We start from the raw sequence: 12,017 nt of genomic DNA on the forward strand, positions 1-12,017 counted from the left end.
GAAGGCAGCTTTCGCCGGCGCGGCCGGCGCTAGCTCCTGGGCTGCACCGTCATCGGCAGGCTGCTGGGCCGGAGAGTCCCGTGGGCGATCTCCCGCACCTCCACGCCGGGGACGGGTACGAGCCGCCAGCGCGCCACGATGGTCGCCACCACGATGACCATCTCGGTCATCGCGAAGTGGTCGCCGATGCACTTGTGGCGACCACCGCCGAAGGGCATGTACGGCGCCTTGAGTTCGGGGTCCGCCCACCTGTCGGGATCGAAGCGATCGGGTTGCGCGTACAGGGCCGGGTCGCGGTGCATGGCCGTCAGGCTGTAAACGAGGTTGGTGCCCGCGGGGAGTTGCGCCCCGCCCAGGTCGACCTCGGTGTTCGACGTCCGCATGAGGATCCACGGCGGTGTGTACAGGCGCAGTGCCTCGGTGACGAGGCGCCGGGTGAACACGAGCTGCGGCAGCTCGTCGAAACCCGCGTTCCGGCCCTGCAGCACGGAGTCGACCTCGTCGGTCAGTCGCTCGTACAGCTCGGGGTTCCTGCCGAGTTCGTGGAACAGCCAGCTCAGGGTGGTGGCAGAGGTCTCCATGCCGGAGAAGAAGATGGTCAGCACCTCGTCGAGCAACTGCTCGCTGGTCATGCCCTGATCGGTCCCGTCGTCGCGTGCCGCGACGAGCATCGACAGCAGGTCCCCGCGGTCCGTCGGGTCGGCCAGGTACGCCTGCACGAAATCGGTCACGAGCTCGCGGAGTTCCGTGCCCGCCCGGTCGAACCGGCGGTTGCCCGGTGTGGGAAGAGATCCCAGCAGGTCAGGTGCGATGGTGTGCCAGAGCACCCCCTTGAGGAGCGTGTCGAGGTGCTTCGACACCTCCGCCGCGGCCTCCTCCGACAGGCCCTGGCGGAAGAGCGTCCGCGCGGTGATCGCGCACAGGAGCCTGTGCATGGCCCGGTCCAGATCGACCCGTTGGCCGGCCTGCCAGCGCCCGGTCAGCCGGGTGGATTCCTCCACCATGGCCTCGGCGTATTCGCGAAGCCTCGCCACATGGAACGCCGGCATCATCATGCGACGCTGCTTCAGGTGGTAGGCCCCGTCCGACGTGGCGATGCCGTAGCCGGCGAAAGCCCTCGCCTTCGCGAAGACACGGCCGCGGTCGAACGAGTCGGCCCGCGTCACCAGGACCTGGTTCAGCAGTTGCGGCGAGTTGACCACGTAGAAGTCCGACGAGCCGACCCTGATGCGTACGAGATCGCCGAGCCCGCGCAGTTCCAGAAGGTAGTCCAACCGCCTCCGGGCAAGTGGTATGAGATGCCCGACCAGTGGAAGGCCGCCTGGCGCCAGCGGCACCACACCCGACCTCGCGACGGCGGACTTTGCCAGCAGTTTCATCCTGCCTGCTTTCTCCCTGGGCATCCACGGACGGCGGAACGGCCTGCCCGGCCCCCCCATGGTCGATGGCGGGGCCGAGAAATCCTCAAGTTTTCCGGCCCCGCCCATTCATAACGGGGCATCACGGCAGGCGGTTCACCTCCCGAGGACATCGCCGGCGCACCGTGCCCGACCAGGCACACCAACGGAACAGGTCACTCGGACCAACCTCACCCCTGCTGCTTGACAGCCAAAGGAGCATCCCCAACGATGTTCCGGGTGTGGCCCGGTGGACAGCTCCTCGACCAGTTCTGCACCCCCGCGCCGCCGGTACCCGACCCTCTTCACCGTGGCGGTCATTACCACCGCCGCGTCGTTGAGATCGCCCGGGCGACCTGACGACTGATCACCGGATTCCACGGCCGTTATTGCGCCGTCCCGGCCTGGCGCTCCAGGCCGGCCATGACGTCCGACCACCCGTCAATGAAATCAACGACCCGGGATTCGCGGTCCTCGTTCCGGTCACGCCGGATGGGTTTCCGGGCGATCCGGTCGACGAAACCTTCGCGCTCCAGGGCAGCATTCGCCAAAGGCCGAGGAGAGGACAGTTACCGACCAATGGGCCGCTACAGCAGGCTGCACTACATCCAGACCCTGGATCCCGAGCGTGACTACGACGAAATCTTCAAGCTGGTCACCCGATACGAGTTCCCCTGGGACTACCACACCGGATGGTCCTTCGCGCTGGTCACCGACTTCGTCATACCCAGCATCACCCACACCCTGGCCGGCACCGGGGAGTTCGCCCACCGCGGCATGAAGCGCTACGACGACACCATGCTCTTTCCCTTCGAAGCCCATCGGGACGGACTCGACTCCGCCCACGGCAGGGAAGCCGTACGCGCGCTCAACAAGATCCACGGCCGCTACACCATCTCCAACGAGGACTACCTGCACATCCTCGCCGGCCACGTCGTCGCCGCGATCGACTGGATCAACCAGTACGGCTGGCGCCCCCTGTCCGACCACGAGCAACGCGCCATCGCCCTGGCCCACCGCAGGCTCGGCGAACTCATGGGCATCAAGGACATCCCGTCCTCGTACGACGAGTTCAAGACGTGGCTGGAACGCGACATCCAGGAACGCGGCACGTGGCACTACGCGAACGGCGCCATGGTCGCGCACGCCATGCGGATCATCGCCGCGCTGTGCCCACCCGGCACGCGCACGATCGCGACCAAGGCCATCACGTCGATGATTCCCGAGAACATCCGGGGCATCCTCGACCAGCCGCCCCTGCCCGCCTGGTTCGGCGCCCTCGTCCGCCGCGCGCTTCGCGCCCGGGGCCGACTGATCCGCCTCACGCCCCCGCGGCCGGACTCCCGGCCCTACGTCCGAAAACCCCGCAGCTATCCGCGCGGCTGGACCATCGGCCAACTCGGCCCGGACCACCACACCGAATCCGCGGCAGCCGGGGACACGCAATGAAGGAGACGCCACCGCCCCGGGAGGTATCGATGTCCCAGCCCCGGTCCAAGTCCCAGAGCGGGGATATCAAATACGCCGCGTGGGCGGGAATCGTACAACTTCCCGCCGGGTTCATCGTGCTCATCATCGCGGGGAGCTTCCCCCACGTATTCCCCGTCTGGGACGAGCCTCCGTCGGAAATCGTCTCGTTCATGGTGAACAACGCTCCACGAGTCGTCATCGGCTGCTTCGGAAATGCCCTTGCATTTCTTCTGATGATCTGGTTCGTCGTTGGCCTGACGGAAATGATCCGATCGAGAACGACCTCACCGCGCCCGGTCTTCACCCAACTCATCACACCGTGTGCGGTCGCTACCGTCTCCACTTTCACGGCATCGACAGTTCTCTGGCTGGCAACCCTGCTCGGGGCCCTGGGGCACCCCGTGGCGATGAGCACGTCCATGGTCCACTACACCTTCATCACGTCCATCCTCTTCTGGCCGTTCGCCGAACTTCCCGCAGCCCTCATGATGATCGCAGCCGGGGTCGCCACCCTTCAGGTGCCGGATTTTCCCACATGGCTGGCGAAGTCCGCCTTCCCGGTGGCCGCCTTGAATTTCGCGATCAGTTTCGCAGTCATCGCGAAGAACGGATGGCTGGCACCGCTCAATCTGACCATGATCGTCCCGATGGGGCTGATTTTCGGCTGGATGACCGCAGCCGGAGTGGTCATGCTCCGCGCCGAGCGATGACCCTGGATCCACCAGCCGAGCCGGCCGTCCCCCCGGAGGGGGCGGACTGTAGTGACTGACGATCAGAGGCGGCGGGTGGTGGTGGCGGTGGTGAGGATGAGGGCGCTGGTGATCGTGTAGAAGGGGGCGGGGAACGCGGCCAGCACGCGTTCGGTTTCCTTCAGGTCGGCCTGGTGCGCGGAGCCGGTGGCGATGCCGAGGGCGATGAGGGCGATGGCCAGGGCGTACGCGGCCCGCAGGGGGCGCGGCACGCGCGGCAGTTCGAAGGAGCTGCGGACCTGGTTGGCCTTGACGCGGGCGGCGATCAGGCGGAAGAGCCCGACGATGAAGACCGGGAAGACGGCGAGGAACAGGCCGAGCACCAGGGGCTTCGGGACGAGCGAGCGGCTGGGGAGCCAGGTGGCGGAGAGGCAGAGCAGGTCGATGCCGCACAGCGTGGCGGTCAGCAGGTAGTGGCCGCGTTCGAATCCGCGCAGTCCGTGCAGCGCCGGGTAGGGCGTCCCCGACTCGTTCATCCCCGGCTTGCCCATCCCCGACGCCTCCCCCACCAGCGATCATGACGGCGGATCAGCGTCCTCCGTACCCGAGGGGCGGTAGGTGATCCGGGCTACGGCGGGGGCCGAGACCACCTGGACGGTGTCGGTGCCGGGGAAGCGGAGGTGAGCGAAGCCGCCTTCCAGGGTGACCTGGACGTCGGTGGCGGTGCTGACGGGGTGTCCGTCGGCGTCCAGGACGGTGTAGCCGGGGCGGAGTTCGACGGTGCCGTGGTGGCTCTGCGGGCTCATGCGGGGACCTCCGGGAAGTCGAGGACGGGCTGCGCCAGGTGGTTGAAGTAGTTCGACAGGGTGTTGAGTGCGATGTGGGCGGTGATCTCGGCGAGTTCGGCGTCGGTGACACCGGCTTCGCGGGCCGTGGCGAGCTCCTCGTCGGTCACCCGGCCGCGGGTGTGCAGGATGCGGTCGGCGAGGTGCAGGACGGCGTCGGCGTGCGGGTCGGTGTCGTCGGCGGCCTGCCGGGTGCGGGCCAACTCCTCGTCGCTGAGGCCGAGCAGGCGGCGTCCGCGCAGCGTGTGGGCGCTCACGCAGTAGGTGCACTCGTTGTGCTGGGCGGTCAGCAGGGCGAGCTGCTCGCGCAGCCGCGGGGTCAGCGCGCCGGCCCCCAGGTGCTCGTGCAGAGCCAGGTAACCGCCCAGTGCGGCAGGGCTGTTGGCGAGGGTGGCGTGCAGGTTGGGCAGCCGGCCGAGGCGGGCGCGGGTGCGCTCCAGCAGGCCGTCCGGGTCGTCCGTGAGCAGTGGCAGGCGTGGCATGACCCCTCCAGATGGTACCGACCGGTTCCGTTCTGACTGGGAGACGGTACCGATCGGTACCGAAATCGTCAACTACCCGCTAACCTGAGGAACATGGCCACCCACGCACGCGCCCGCCTGCTCGACACCGCCGAGCAGCTCTTCTACGCCGAGGGCATCCGCGCCGTCGGCGTGGAACGGATCCTGGCCGACTCCGGCGTCGGCCGTGCCTCCTTCTACCGGCACTTCGCCGGCAAGGACGACCTCGTCGTCGCGGTCCTCGCCCGCCGCGACCAGAACTGGCGCGACTGGCTCTCCGAGCGGGTCACCGCCCTCGGCGGCAAACCCCTGAACGTCTTCGACGCCCTCGCCGAACGCTTCGCCCGCGCCGACTTCCGCGGCTGCGCCTTCATCAACACCATGGTCGAGACCGCCGACCCCGACAGCCCCGCCCACCGGGTCGCCGCCGAGCACAAGGAGAAGGTCACCGGCTACCTCGCCGCCCTGCTCGCCGCCGACGGCCGACCCGGCGACCAGGCCGCCGAACTCTCCCGCCGCCTCGTCCTGCTGATGGACGGCGCCATCGTCACCGCCCTGCGCGAAGGCACCACCGCCCCCGCCGCCGAGGCCCGCGCCATCGCCGCCGCACTCCTCGGCCCGTCCTGACCGATTCGTGCGCGGCCGGACCGACTCCGGCCGATCCGTGCGAGCGGGCGTACTACGGCGGCACCGGGGTGAGGATGCGAACGTTTCGCCCACCCCCGTCCACCCAGGAGGCGCGCCCATGTCGGCCGACGTTCACCCCGACCCCACCCCGCTGCGCCAGGCCGCCGCCGCCCTGCAGCCCGACCTGGTCGCCCTCCGGCGGGCCCTGCACCGCGACCCCGAGATCGGCCTGGACCTCCCCCGCACCCAGGCCAAGGTGCTCGCCGCCCTGGACGGCCTCGGCCTGGAGACCACCGTCGGCAAGCACCTCAGCTCGGTGACCGCCGTCCTGCGCGGCGCCCGCCCCGGCCCCGCCGTCCTGCTCCGCGCCGACCTCGACGCGCTCCCGGTCACCGAGGCGACCGGCCTGCCGTACGCCTCCGAGGTGCCGGGCGCGATGCACGCCTGCGGCCACGACCTGCACACCGCCGCGCTGATCGGCGCCGCCAGGCTCCTCGCCGCCCGGCGGGAGGAGCTCGCGGGCAGCGTGGTCTTCATGTTCCAGCCCGGCGAGGAGGGCGGCGGCGGCGCGGCCCTGATGGTCGACGAGGGCGTACTGGACGCCGCCGGGGAGCGCGTGGTCGCCGCGTACGCGCTGCACGTCGGCGCCTCGCTGCTGCCCGCCGGCTACGTGGCCGGGCGGCCCGGGCCGATCATGGCGGCCTCGGACACGCTGCGGGTGGTGGTGCGAGGCCGCGGCGGCCACGGCTCCAGCCCGCACCTGGGGATCGATCCGGTGCCGGCCGCGTGCGAGGCGGTGCTGGCCCTGCAGACCATGGTCACCCGGCGCTTCGACGCCTTCGACCCGGTCGTCCTCACGGTCGGCACCTTCCACGCCGGTACGGCCGAGAACGTGATCCCGGACGAGGCGGAGTTCGGGGCGACGATCCGCTCGTTCTCGCCGGAGGCACGCGAACGCGTGCTGACGGAGGGCCTGCGGGTGGTGCGCGGCGTGGGGGAGGCACACGGCTGCGAGGTCGAGGCGGAGATCGAGCCCGGCTACCCGGTGACGGTCAACGATCCGGTGGAGGCGGCGTACGCGGAGCGGACGGTGCGTCAGGTGCTGGGGGCGGAGCGGTACATCGAGATGCCGCGACCGGTGGCCGGGTCGGAGGACTTTGGGGTGCTGGCGGAGCACGTTCCTGCGGCGTACGTGATGTTCGGCGCCTGCCCGCCGGAGAAGGACCCGTTCACGGCGCCGTACAACCACTCGGCGGAGGCGGAGTTCGATGACGGGGTGCTGGGCGACGCCAGTGCGGTGCTCGCGGCGTTGGCGCTCGGGAGGAGCCGCTAGGAGCCGCCAGGAGTCGCTAGGGGCCCGGGGAACGGCGGGAGTGCGTGGCGGTCGGGGTCACAGGGCGCTGCAAGGTCTTGGCGTATGGAGGTCTCCGGAACCCCGAAGCCCCCAGACGCCACCGCGCCCTTGAGACCACACCGCCACGCACTCCCGCCGTTCCCCGGGCCCCTTTCGGCCCGGAGGGCCTCTCAGGCTCGCGGTTCGATCGGGACGTAGTCCGTGGCGCGGCCGTCCGGGGTGAGGAGGTGGCCGACGAGTTTGAGGGTGCGGAGGGTGATCTGGCGGTTGAGGATGCGGAGTTCGGGGAAGCGGCGGGTGAGTTCGGACTCGATGCGGCGGAGGTCGGGGATCTGGGGGGCGATCAGGTAGAGGGCGAGGTTGGCCGGGCCGACCGTGACGGCGCACAGGCGGGTCTGGGGGAGCGCGGCGAGGCGGCGCGCGGCTTCGGGGAGGCGAGTGGGCGGCACGTCGAGCCAGAGCATCGCGCCGACGGGGTGGCCGGTGACCCGGGGGGAGGCGTCGCAGCGCAGCACGAGGCGGCCGGAGTCGCGGAGTTCGGCGAGTCGGCGGCGGACGGTGGAGGCGGGGAGGCCGGTGCGGGCGGCGAGTTCGGCGTAGGGCATGCGGCCGTCCGCGCCGAGGGCCTGGATGAGGGCGAGGTCCTCCTCGATCCGGCGGGACGGCAGCGGGTGCGGGGGTGGCGGCGAGACGGTGAGGGCGCGGCGCTGGTCGGCGTCCAGCGCGCCGTTGGTGAAGCGGCTGCCTTCGACCAGGGTGCGTTCGACCAGGGAGGTGCGGGTGCGCAGGACGCCGGGGACGGTGCCGACCCGGTCGAGGAGGTAGGCGGTGAGCCCGGCGTGGTCGAGCGCGGCGACGGTGAGCAGCAGGTCGGCGTTGCCGGTGACCAGTTCGATGCTGGCGGTCTGCGGGTGGCGTCCGAGCTCCGCGGCGACCTCGGTGACCCGGTCGGCGGTGCACTCGACCTCGATCAGTGCGGACAGGCCGCGGCCGATCCGGTCGGCGGAGGGGTAGCAGGTCACCCAGGCGTCGCCGTCGGCGGTGAGGCGGGCCCAGCGGCGGGACAGTGTGGCCGGGTCGACGCCCAGCGGGGCGGCCAGCCGGGACCAGGGAGCGCGCGGGTCCATCCGCAGGGCGTCCACCAGGGCCAGGTCCAGCTCGTCGATCATGGCTGATCCTTGCGTCGGGAGAGCCGCTGGAGCGGATTCGTGCGAGGCGGGTGGTTCGGCCTCCAGGTTAGTCATCCTTGCCGCCACCCCCACCGACCGCGCCGGCGACGCCGACCGCGGCACCCTCCGCACCCCCGTGGATCCGCCGATGACCCCCGCCACGCCGGCCGACTCCCCCGCCACCCCGGCCGACTCCCCCACCGACGCCACCGAGAAGAGCGACACCACTGCCACGGCCACAGGCAGAGCCGTCGCGTCCGCCGTCCCGCTGCTCGTGCTGGTGGAGTTCGCCAGCGGCGTGCTGCAGGGCGGGTTCCCGATCCTGCTGCCGCGGGTGGGTGAGCACCTGGGCCTGCGGGCGTCCGACCTGAGCCTGGCGCTGGGCGTGGAGTTCCTGGTGTCGGGCGTGGCGGTGCCGCTGACCTCGCGGCTCGGCGACCTGTACGGCCACCGCCGCCTGCTGCGCGCCACCGTGCTGCTGACCATGCTGGGCTTCGTCGTGACGGCGCTGGCCGGGGACCTGACGACGCTGCTGCTGGGCCGGGCGCTGGCCGGGTTCCTGGCCTGCTGGCTGCCGTTGGAGTTCGCGATCCTGCGGGACAACCTGGGCGAGGAGCGCGGCGGCCGCGCGGTGGGGCCGCTGGTGGGCTCGCTGACGGTGGGTTCGACGCTGGGCGCACTGGCGGTCGGCGGGCTGGGCTCGGCGCCGTCGGCGACCCGGCCGCTGCTGTGGGCGCTGGCGGCGCTGCCGCTGCTGGCGTTGCCGGTGGTGTGGCGGCTGGTCCCGGAGTCCCGGACCCGGGCGCGCGGCCGGATCGACTGGGCGGGCGCCGCGCTGCTCTCGCTGGGCCTGACCCTGCTGCTGGCGGGCCTGGCCGGCAGCGCCGTGCTGCCGGGCACGGCCGTCGCGGGGCTGCTGCTGGGCGGCGTGCTGCTGCTGGTGGTGTTCGTGGTGCGGGAGTTGGGGACGGACCAGCCGATGGTGGACGTCCGGCTACTGGCCCGGCGGGCCACCGCGCCGGTGTTCGGGCTGAGCTTCCTGCTGGGCTGCGCGCTGTACGGGGCGCAGGGGCCGACGCTGGCGTACCAGGCGGCCAAGCCCGCCGAGACCGGGTACGGGCTCGGTGCGGTGCCGCTGGTGCTGGGGCTGCTGGTGCTGCCGCAGACGGCGGCGGCCACGGCGGGCGCGCTCACCGCACACCGGCTGGCGGCCCGTCAGGACGTGCCCCGGGTACTGGGGTTGGCCTTCGCGCTGTGCACCACCGGGTACGCGGTGATCGCGCTGGGGCACGCCGCGGCGTGGCAGTTCGTGCTGGGCGGTGCGCTGGCCGGGTTCGGCGGCGGCCTGGGGCTGAGCCTGCTGCCGGCGCTGCTGATGCGGCGGCTCCCGGCCGACCAGACCGGGATCGGAACCGGCGTCTACAACACCCTGAAGTCGCTGGCGGGTGCCGCGGCGGGGGCGGTCGCGGCGGCCGTGCTGAACGCCCTGGTGCTGCGGGCCGGGGTGCCCACCGAGGGCGCGTACACGCTGGTGTGGACGGGCTGTGCGGTGGCCTGCGCGGCGGGCGTGCCGCTGGCGCTGGCGCTGGGGGAACGGCGGGTGAGGGTCCGTCAGGTCTCGTCCGGGCCGGTGAAGTCCGGCGGGGTGTAGCCGGGGCCGGTGAACTCGGCGCGGCGCGGGTTGCCCTGGGCGTCGGTGAGGCCCTCGGGGCCGGGGCTGGTGAAGTCCGGGGAGGTGTACCCGGGCCCGCCGCGGGGGCCCCGGCCCTCGGCGTCGGTGAGGCCCTCCGCGCCGGGGCTGGTGAAGCCGGGGCTGGAGTAGGCGGCCGGGCTGTAGCCGGGGCTGAGCAGCTCGGGCGGTTCGGGCCGGGCGGCGGGCAGCCTGGCGATCGCCGGTTCGCCTGTGAGGTTGGCGTGCAGCCAGGGCAGGACGGCGCGCTCGCGCAGCGCGGTGTGCCAGGCGGCCCGCGCCTCGGCGAGGTCGGCGTGCAGGTGCGGGTCGGTGCCGCCGGGGGTGGCGGAGCCGTCGCGCAGCGCGGTGAGGACCAGTCCGGCGCCGCCGATCAGCAGCGCGGCGGCGCCGATCGCGAGGGCCGCCCAGCCGGCGGTGACCACGCTGCGCCCGAGCGCCAGGCCCGGGGCGGCGGCCCGCAGCAGGTAGCCGAGCAGCAGCAGGATGACGGCGGCCGCGCCGGCGAGGATCGGGGTGAGCACGGTGAGCACCGGGAACAGCCCGGCGCCCTGGTCGCTGCGCAGCGGCCGGGAGAGCGGCCCGTCGGCGGGCGCGGCCCGTTCGGCGAGGGCGGCCCGCAGTGCGGTGTAGTGGCGGTACTCGGGGTCGGCGGGCGCGGCGACGGTGTCGGCCTCCGCCAGGGCCTTGGTGTGCAGCTGTTCGGCGTTCAGGTGCCGGCCGGGGGCGCTCAGCGCCTGCCGGACGGATGCGTCACGCAGTGCTTCGTCCAGGATGCGCGAGAAGTCCGGGTGGTCCTGGGCGAGCAGGTGCGGGGCGTTGCTCATGGGTACCCCGTTCCGCGAGGTCAACGAGAGGGTTCTCGGCAGCCTCGATCGTAGGGGCGTGCGGGAGCGCGCGGACAGGCTCTTTCCGGAACTTCAGTGCGCTCAGTCCCCTTGCAGCGCCGCTCAGTTGTTCAGTGCGCCGGTCGCGGCCGGGGTGTCAGTTCAGCGGCAGCCGGGCGACCAGCAGGCGGCCTTCCATGGTCACGCCGCCGTCCATCGCGATGGCCAGCTCGTCGGCGTAGATGTAGGGGCCGGGGACGTGCGGCGCGGTGCCGTCCTCCGGATGGTCGCCGGTCAGGTACGGGATCGGGCTGTGGCCGTGCACCACCCGGTAGCCGCCGAACATGGCGAGCAGCTCCTGCGCGGCCATCACGCCGGACTGGCCGCGGAAGGCGAAGCGCTTGGTGAACTTGCGGAAGGCGTCCCACCACTCGTCGATGCCCTCGTCGGCGAGCAGGGTGTGCACGGCGTCGTTGACGTCGGCGATGGTCTCGCCGTACTCGAGGTACGCGGTGGTGTCGGAGTGCAGCAGCAGGTGGCCGTCCTCCAGGCCCATCGCGGGCAGCCGGGACAGCCAGCTGACGTGGTGCGGCTGCAGGCGCTCCAGGTCGTGCTGCTGGCCGCCGTTGAGGCGCCAGGCGGCGAGGAAGGAGGCGGTGCCGGCGGTGGACTGCACCGGTTCGTCGCCGTAGCGGGCGGCGCCGAGGAAGAGCAGTTCGTGATTGCCCATCAGGGCGCGGCAGTAGCCGCCGGCGGCGGCGGCCTCGGCGGCGAGCTGCATCACCAGGTCGATCACGCCGATGCCGTCGGGGCCGCGGTCGGTGAAGTCGCCGAGGAACCAGACCCGGGAGCGGCCGGCCGACCAGTGGCCGTCGGCGTCGATCAGGCCCTGCTGGTGGAGCGCGGCGAGCAGCTCGTCGAGGTAGCCGTGCACGTCGCCGATGACGAACAGCGGGCCGGGGCCCTCGCCGGGCTCGGGCTGCGGGTAGGGGAAGTGCACCTCGGGGGCCATCTCGGGGATGGGCGGGCCGAGTTCGATGGTCGGCGGGTCCTCGTGCGGGGCCGCCCCGGTGGGCGCGTAGTGCCCGGGGACGTGCCCGGCCGGCTCGATGAACTGGGCCTGGGCGGGGGCCCAGTGCTGTTCGAGGTAGCGGGCGCCGCCGTAGGTGCTGTGGGTCTCCTCGTACGGGTAGCCGGCCGGCTCGGCCGGCTCGAAGTACGAGCCCTGCGGGAGCACGTCGAGGTCCTGGTGGGGGCGGGGTACCGAGTGCTGGTGCTCGGGCTCGCGGAAGAGGTCCTCGGGTGTCATTCGCCCATCATAGAAAGCGCACTCTCCCGCCGTCCTCACCTGGTCGGTAATCCGTTCCGTCGGGCCGTCAGCCGGTCCGCCGGCCGCCCGGTCTGCCCCGGTCTGGGATGGTCCAGACCAGTGGCGGAGCGGGCGGCGGG

General features: G+C 72.1%; 12 protein-coding genes. 5 read left to right on the forward strand and 7 right to left on the reverse strand.

All coding sequences use genetic code 11. The annotated features are described in order from the left end of the window. Positions 1-29: 29 nt before the first annotated feature. On the reverse strand, positions 30-1,379 hold the full coding sequence (locus AB0K51_RS21360) for a cytochrome P450 (RefSeq protein WP_363457741.1): 1,350 nt from the start codon (positions 1,377-1,379) through the stop codon (positions 30-32). 597 nt (positions 1,380-1,976) lie between these two features. On the opposite strand from AB0K51_RS21360, the gene AB0K51_RS21365 reads away from it, so the two are divergent. Both AB0K51_RS21365 and AB0K51_RS21370 read left to right on the forward strand, forming a co-directional pair. Continuing rightward, on the forward strand, positions 1,977-2,846 hold the full coding sequence (locus AB0K51_RS21365; protein WP_363457744.1) for an oxygenase MpaB family protein: 870 nt from the start codon (positions 1,977-1,979) through the stop codon (positions 2,844-2,846). 29 nt (positions 2,847-2,875) lie between these two features. Continuing rightward, positions 2,876-3,577 (forward strand): hypothetical protein, encoded by a 702-nt coding sequence (locus tag AB0K51_RS21370; protein WP_363457747.1) that lies wholly within the window; start codon positions 2,876-2,878, stop codon positions 3,575-3,577. Positions 3,578-3,639: 62 nt separating this feature from the next. On the opposite strand, the gene AB0K51_RS21375 is transcribed toward AB0K51_RS21370, so the two are convergent. Genes AB0K51_RS21375 through AB0K51_RS21385 form a run of 3 tightly spaced genes read right to left on the reverse strand, consistent with a single transcriptional unit; the run spans position 3,640 to position 4,883 of the window. After that, positions 3,640-4,107 carry a hypothetical protein gene (locus tag AB0K51_RS21375; RefSeq protein ID WP_363457749.1) on the reverse strand — a complete coding sequence of 156 codons (468 nt, stop codon included), beginning with the start codon at positions 4,105-4,107 and terminating at the stop codon, positions 3,640-3,642. Positions 4,108-4,131: 24 nt separating this feature from the next. Beyond that, on the reverse strand, positions 4,132-4,362 hold the full coding sequence (locus AB0K51_RS21380) for a hypothetical protein (RefSeq protein ID WP_363457751.1): 231 nt from the start codon (positions 4,360-4,362) through the stop codon (positions 4,132-4,134). Further along, entirely contained in the window at positions 4,359-4,883 is a 525-nt protein-coding gene (locus tag AB0K51_RS21385; RefSeq protein ID WP_363457754.1) for a carboxymuconolactone decarboxylase family protein, read from the reverse strand. The genes AB0K51_RS21380 and AB0K51_RS21385 overlap by 4 nt, the downstream gene beginning before the upstream one ends. Positions 4,884-4,976: 93 nt before the next feature. On the opposite strand from AB0K51_RS21385, the gene AB0K51_RS21390 reads away from it, so the two are divergent. Next, positions 4,977-5,528, forward strand: a complete 552-nt coding sequence (locus AB0K51_RS21390) for a TetR/AcrR family transcriptional regulator (RefSeq protein ID WP_363457757.1) — start codon at positions 4,977-4,979, stop codon at positions 5,526-5,528. A 118-nt stretch (positions 5,529-5,646) separates the two neighbouring features. Beyond that, positions 5,647-6,861 (forward strand): M20 family metallopeptidase, encoded by a 1,215-nt coding sequence (locus AB0K51_RS21395; protein ID WP_363457759.1) that lies wholly within the window; start codon positions 5,647-5,649, stop codon positions 6,859-6,861. 191 nt (positions 6,862-7,052) lie between these two features. Here the strand turns inward: AB0K51_RS21395 and AB0K51_RS21400 are convergent, their stop codons facing one another. Continuing rightward, complete coding sequence (locus tag AB0K51_RS21400) at positions 7,053-8,051, reverse strand: Lrp/AsnC family transcriptional regulator (RefSeq protein ID WP_363457762.1); 999 nt, start codon at positions 8,049-8,051, stop codon at positions 7,053-7,055. A gap of 148 nt (positions 8,052-8,199) precedes the next feature. Between AB0K51_RS21400 and AB0K51_RS21405 the strand changes: the two genes are divergently transcribed. Continuing rightward, complete coding sequence (locus AB0K51_RS21405; RefSeq protein WP_363457764.1) at positions 8,200-9,702, forward strand: MFS transporter; 1,503 nt, start codon at positions 8,200-8,202, stop codon at positions 9,700-9,702. Here the strand turns inward: AB0K51_RS21405 and AB0K51_RS21410 are convergent. Both AB0K51_RS21410 and AB0K51_RS21415 read right to left on the reverse strand, forming a co-directional pair. Further along, positions 9,663-10,568 (reverse strand): hypothetical protein, encoded by a 906-nt coding sequence (locus AB0K51_RS21410; RefSeq protein ID WP_363457766.1) that lies wholly within the window; start codon positions 10,566-10,568, stop codon positions 9,663-9,665. The genes AB0K51_RS21405 and AB0K51_RS21410 overlap by 40 nt on opposite strands. A 157-nt stretch (positions 10,569-10,725) precedes the next feature. Further along, positions 10,726-11,877 (reverse strand): metallophosphoesterase, encoded by a 1,152-nt coding sequence (locus tag AB0K51_RS21415; RefSeq protein WP_363457769.1) that lies wholly within the window; start codon positions 11,875-11,877, stop codon positions 10,726-10,728. Positions 11,878-12,017 lie beyond the last annotated feature (140 nt).

The sequence above is a fragment of the Kitasatospora sp. NPDC049285 genome, assembly GCF_040678815.1.
GTDB lineage: Bacteria > Actinomycetota > Actinomycetes > Streptomycetales > Streptomycetaceae > Kitasatospora.

Bases quoted from the DNA above. Each gene is read 5' to 3' on its own strand.
- AB0K51_RS21360 (WP_363457741.1), bottom strand. From the start codon at position 1,379: ATGAAACTGCTGGCAAAGTCCGCCGTCGCGAGGTCGGGTGTGGTGCCG.
- AB0K51_RS21365 (WP_363457744.1), top strand. From the start codon at position 1,977: ATGGGCCGCTACAGCAGGCTGCACTACATCCAGACCCTGGATCCCGAG.
- AB0K51_RS21370 (WP_363457747.1), top strand. From the start codon at position 2,876: ATGTCCCAGCCCCGGTCCAAGTCCCAGAGCGGGGATATCAAATACGCC.
- AB0K51_RS21375 (WP_363457749.1), bottom strand. From the start codon at position 4,107: ATGGGCAAGCCGGGGATGAACGAGTCGGGGACGCCCTACCCGGCGCTG.
- AB0K51_RS21380 (WP_363457751.1), bottom strand. From the start codon at position 4,362: ATGAGCCCGCAGAGCCACCACGGCACCGTCGAACTCCGCCCCGGCTAC.
- AB0K51_RS21385 (WP_363457754.1), bottom strand. From the start codon at position 4,883: ATGCCACGCCTGCCACTGCTCACGGACGACCCGGACGGCCTGCTGGAG.
- AB0K51_RS21390 (WP_363457757.1), top strand. From the start codon at position 4,977: ATGGCCACCCACGCACGCGCCCGCCTGCTCGACACCGCCGAGCAGCTC.
- AB0K51_RS21395 (WP_363457759.1), top strand. From the start codon at position 5,647: ATGTCGGCCGACGTTCACCCCGACCCCACCCCGCTGCGCCAGGCCGCC.
- AB0K51_RS21400 (WP_363457762.1), bottom strand. From the start codon at position 8,051: ATGATCGACGAGCTGGACCTGGCCCTGGTGGACGCCCTGCGGATGGAC.
- AB0K51_RS21405 (WP_363457764.1), top strand. From the start codon at position 8,200: ATGACCCCCGCCACGCCGGCCGACTCCCCCGCCACCCCGGCCGACTCC.
- AB0K51_RS21410 (WP_363457766.1), bottom strand. From the start codon at position 10,568: ATGAGCAACGCCCCGCACCTGCTCGCCCAGGACCACCCGGACTTCTCG.
- AB0K51_RS21415 (WP_363457769.1), bottom strand. From the start codon at position 11,877: ATGACACCCGAGGACCTCTTCCGCGAGCCCGAGCACCAGCACTCGGTA.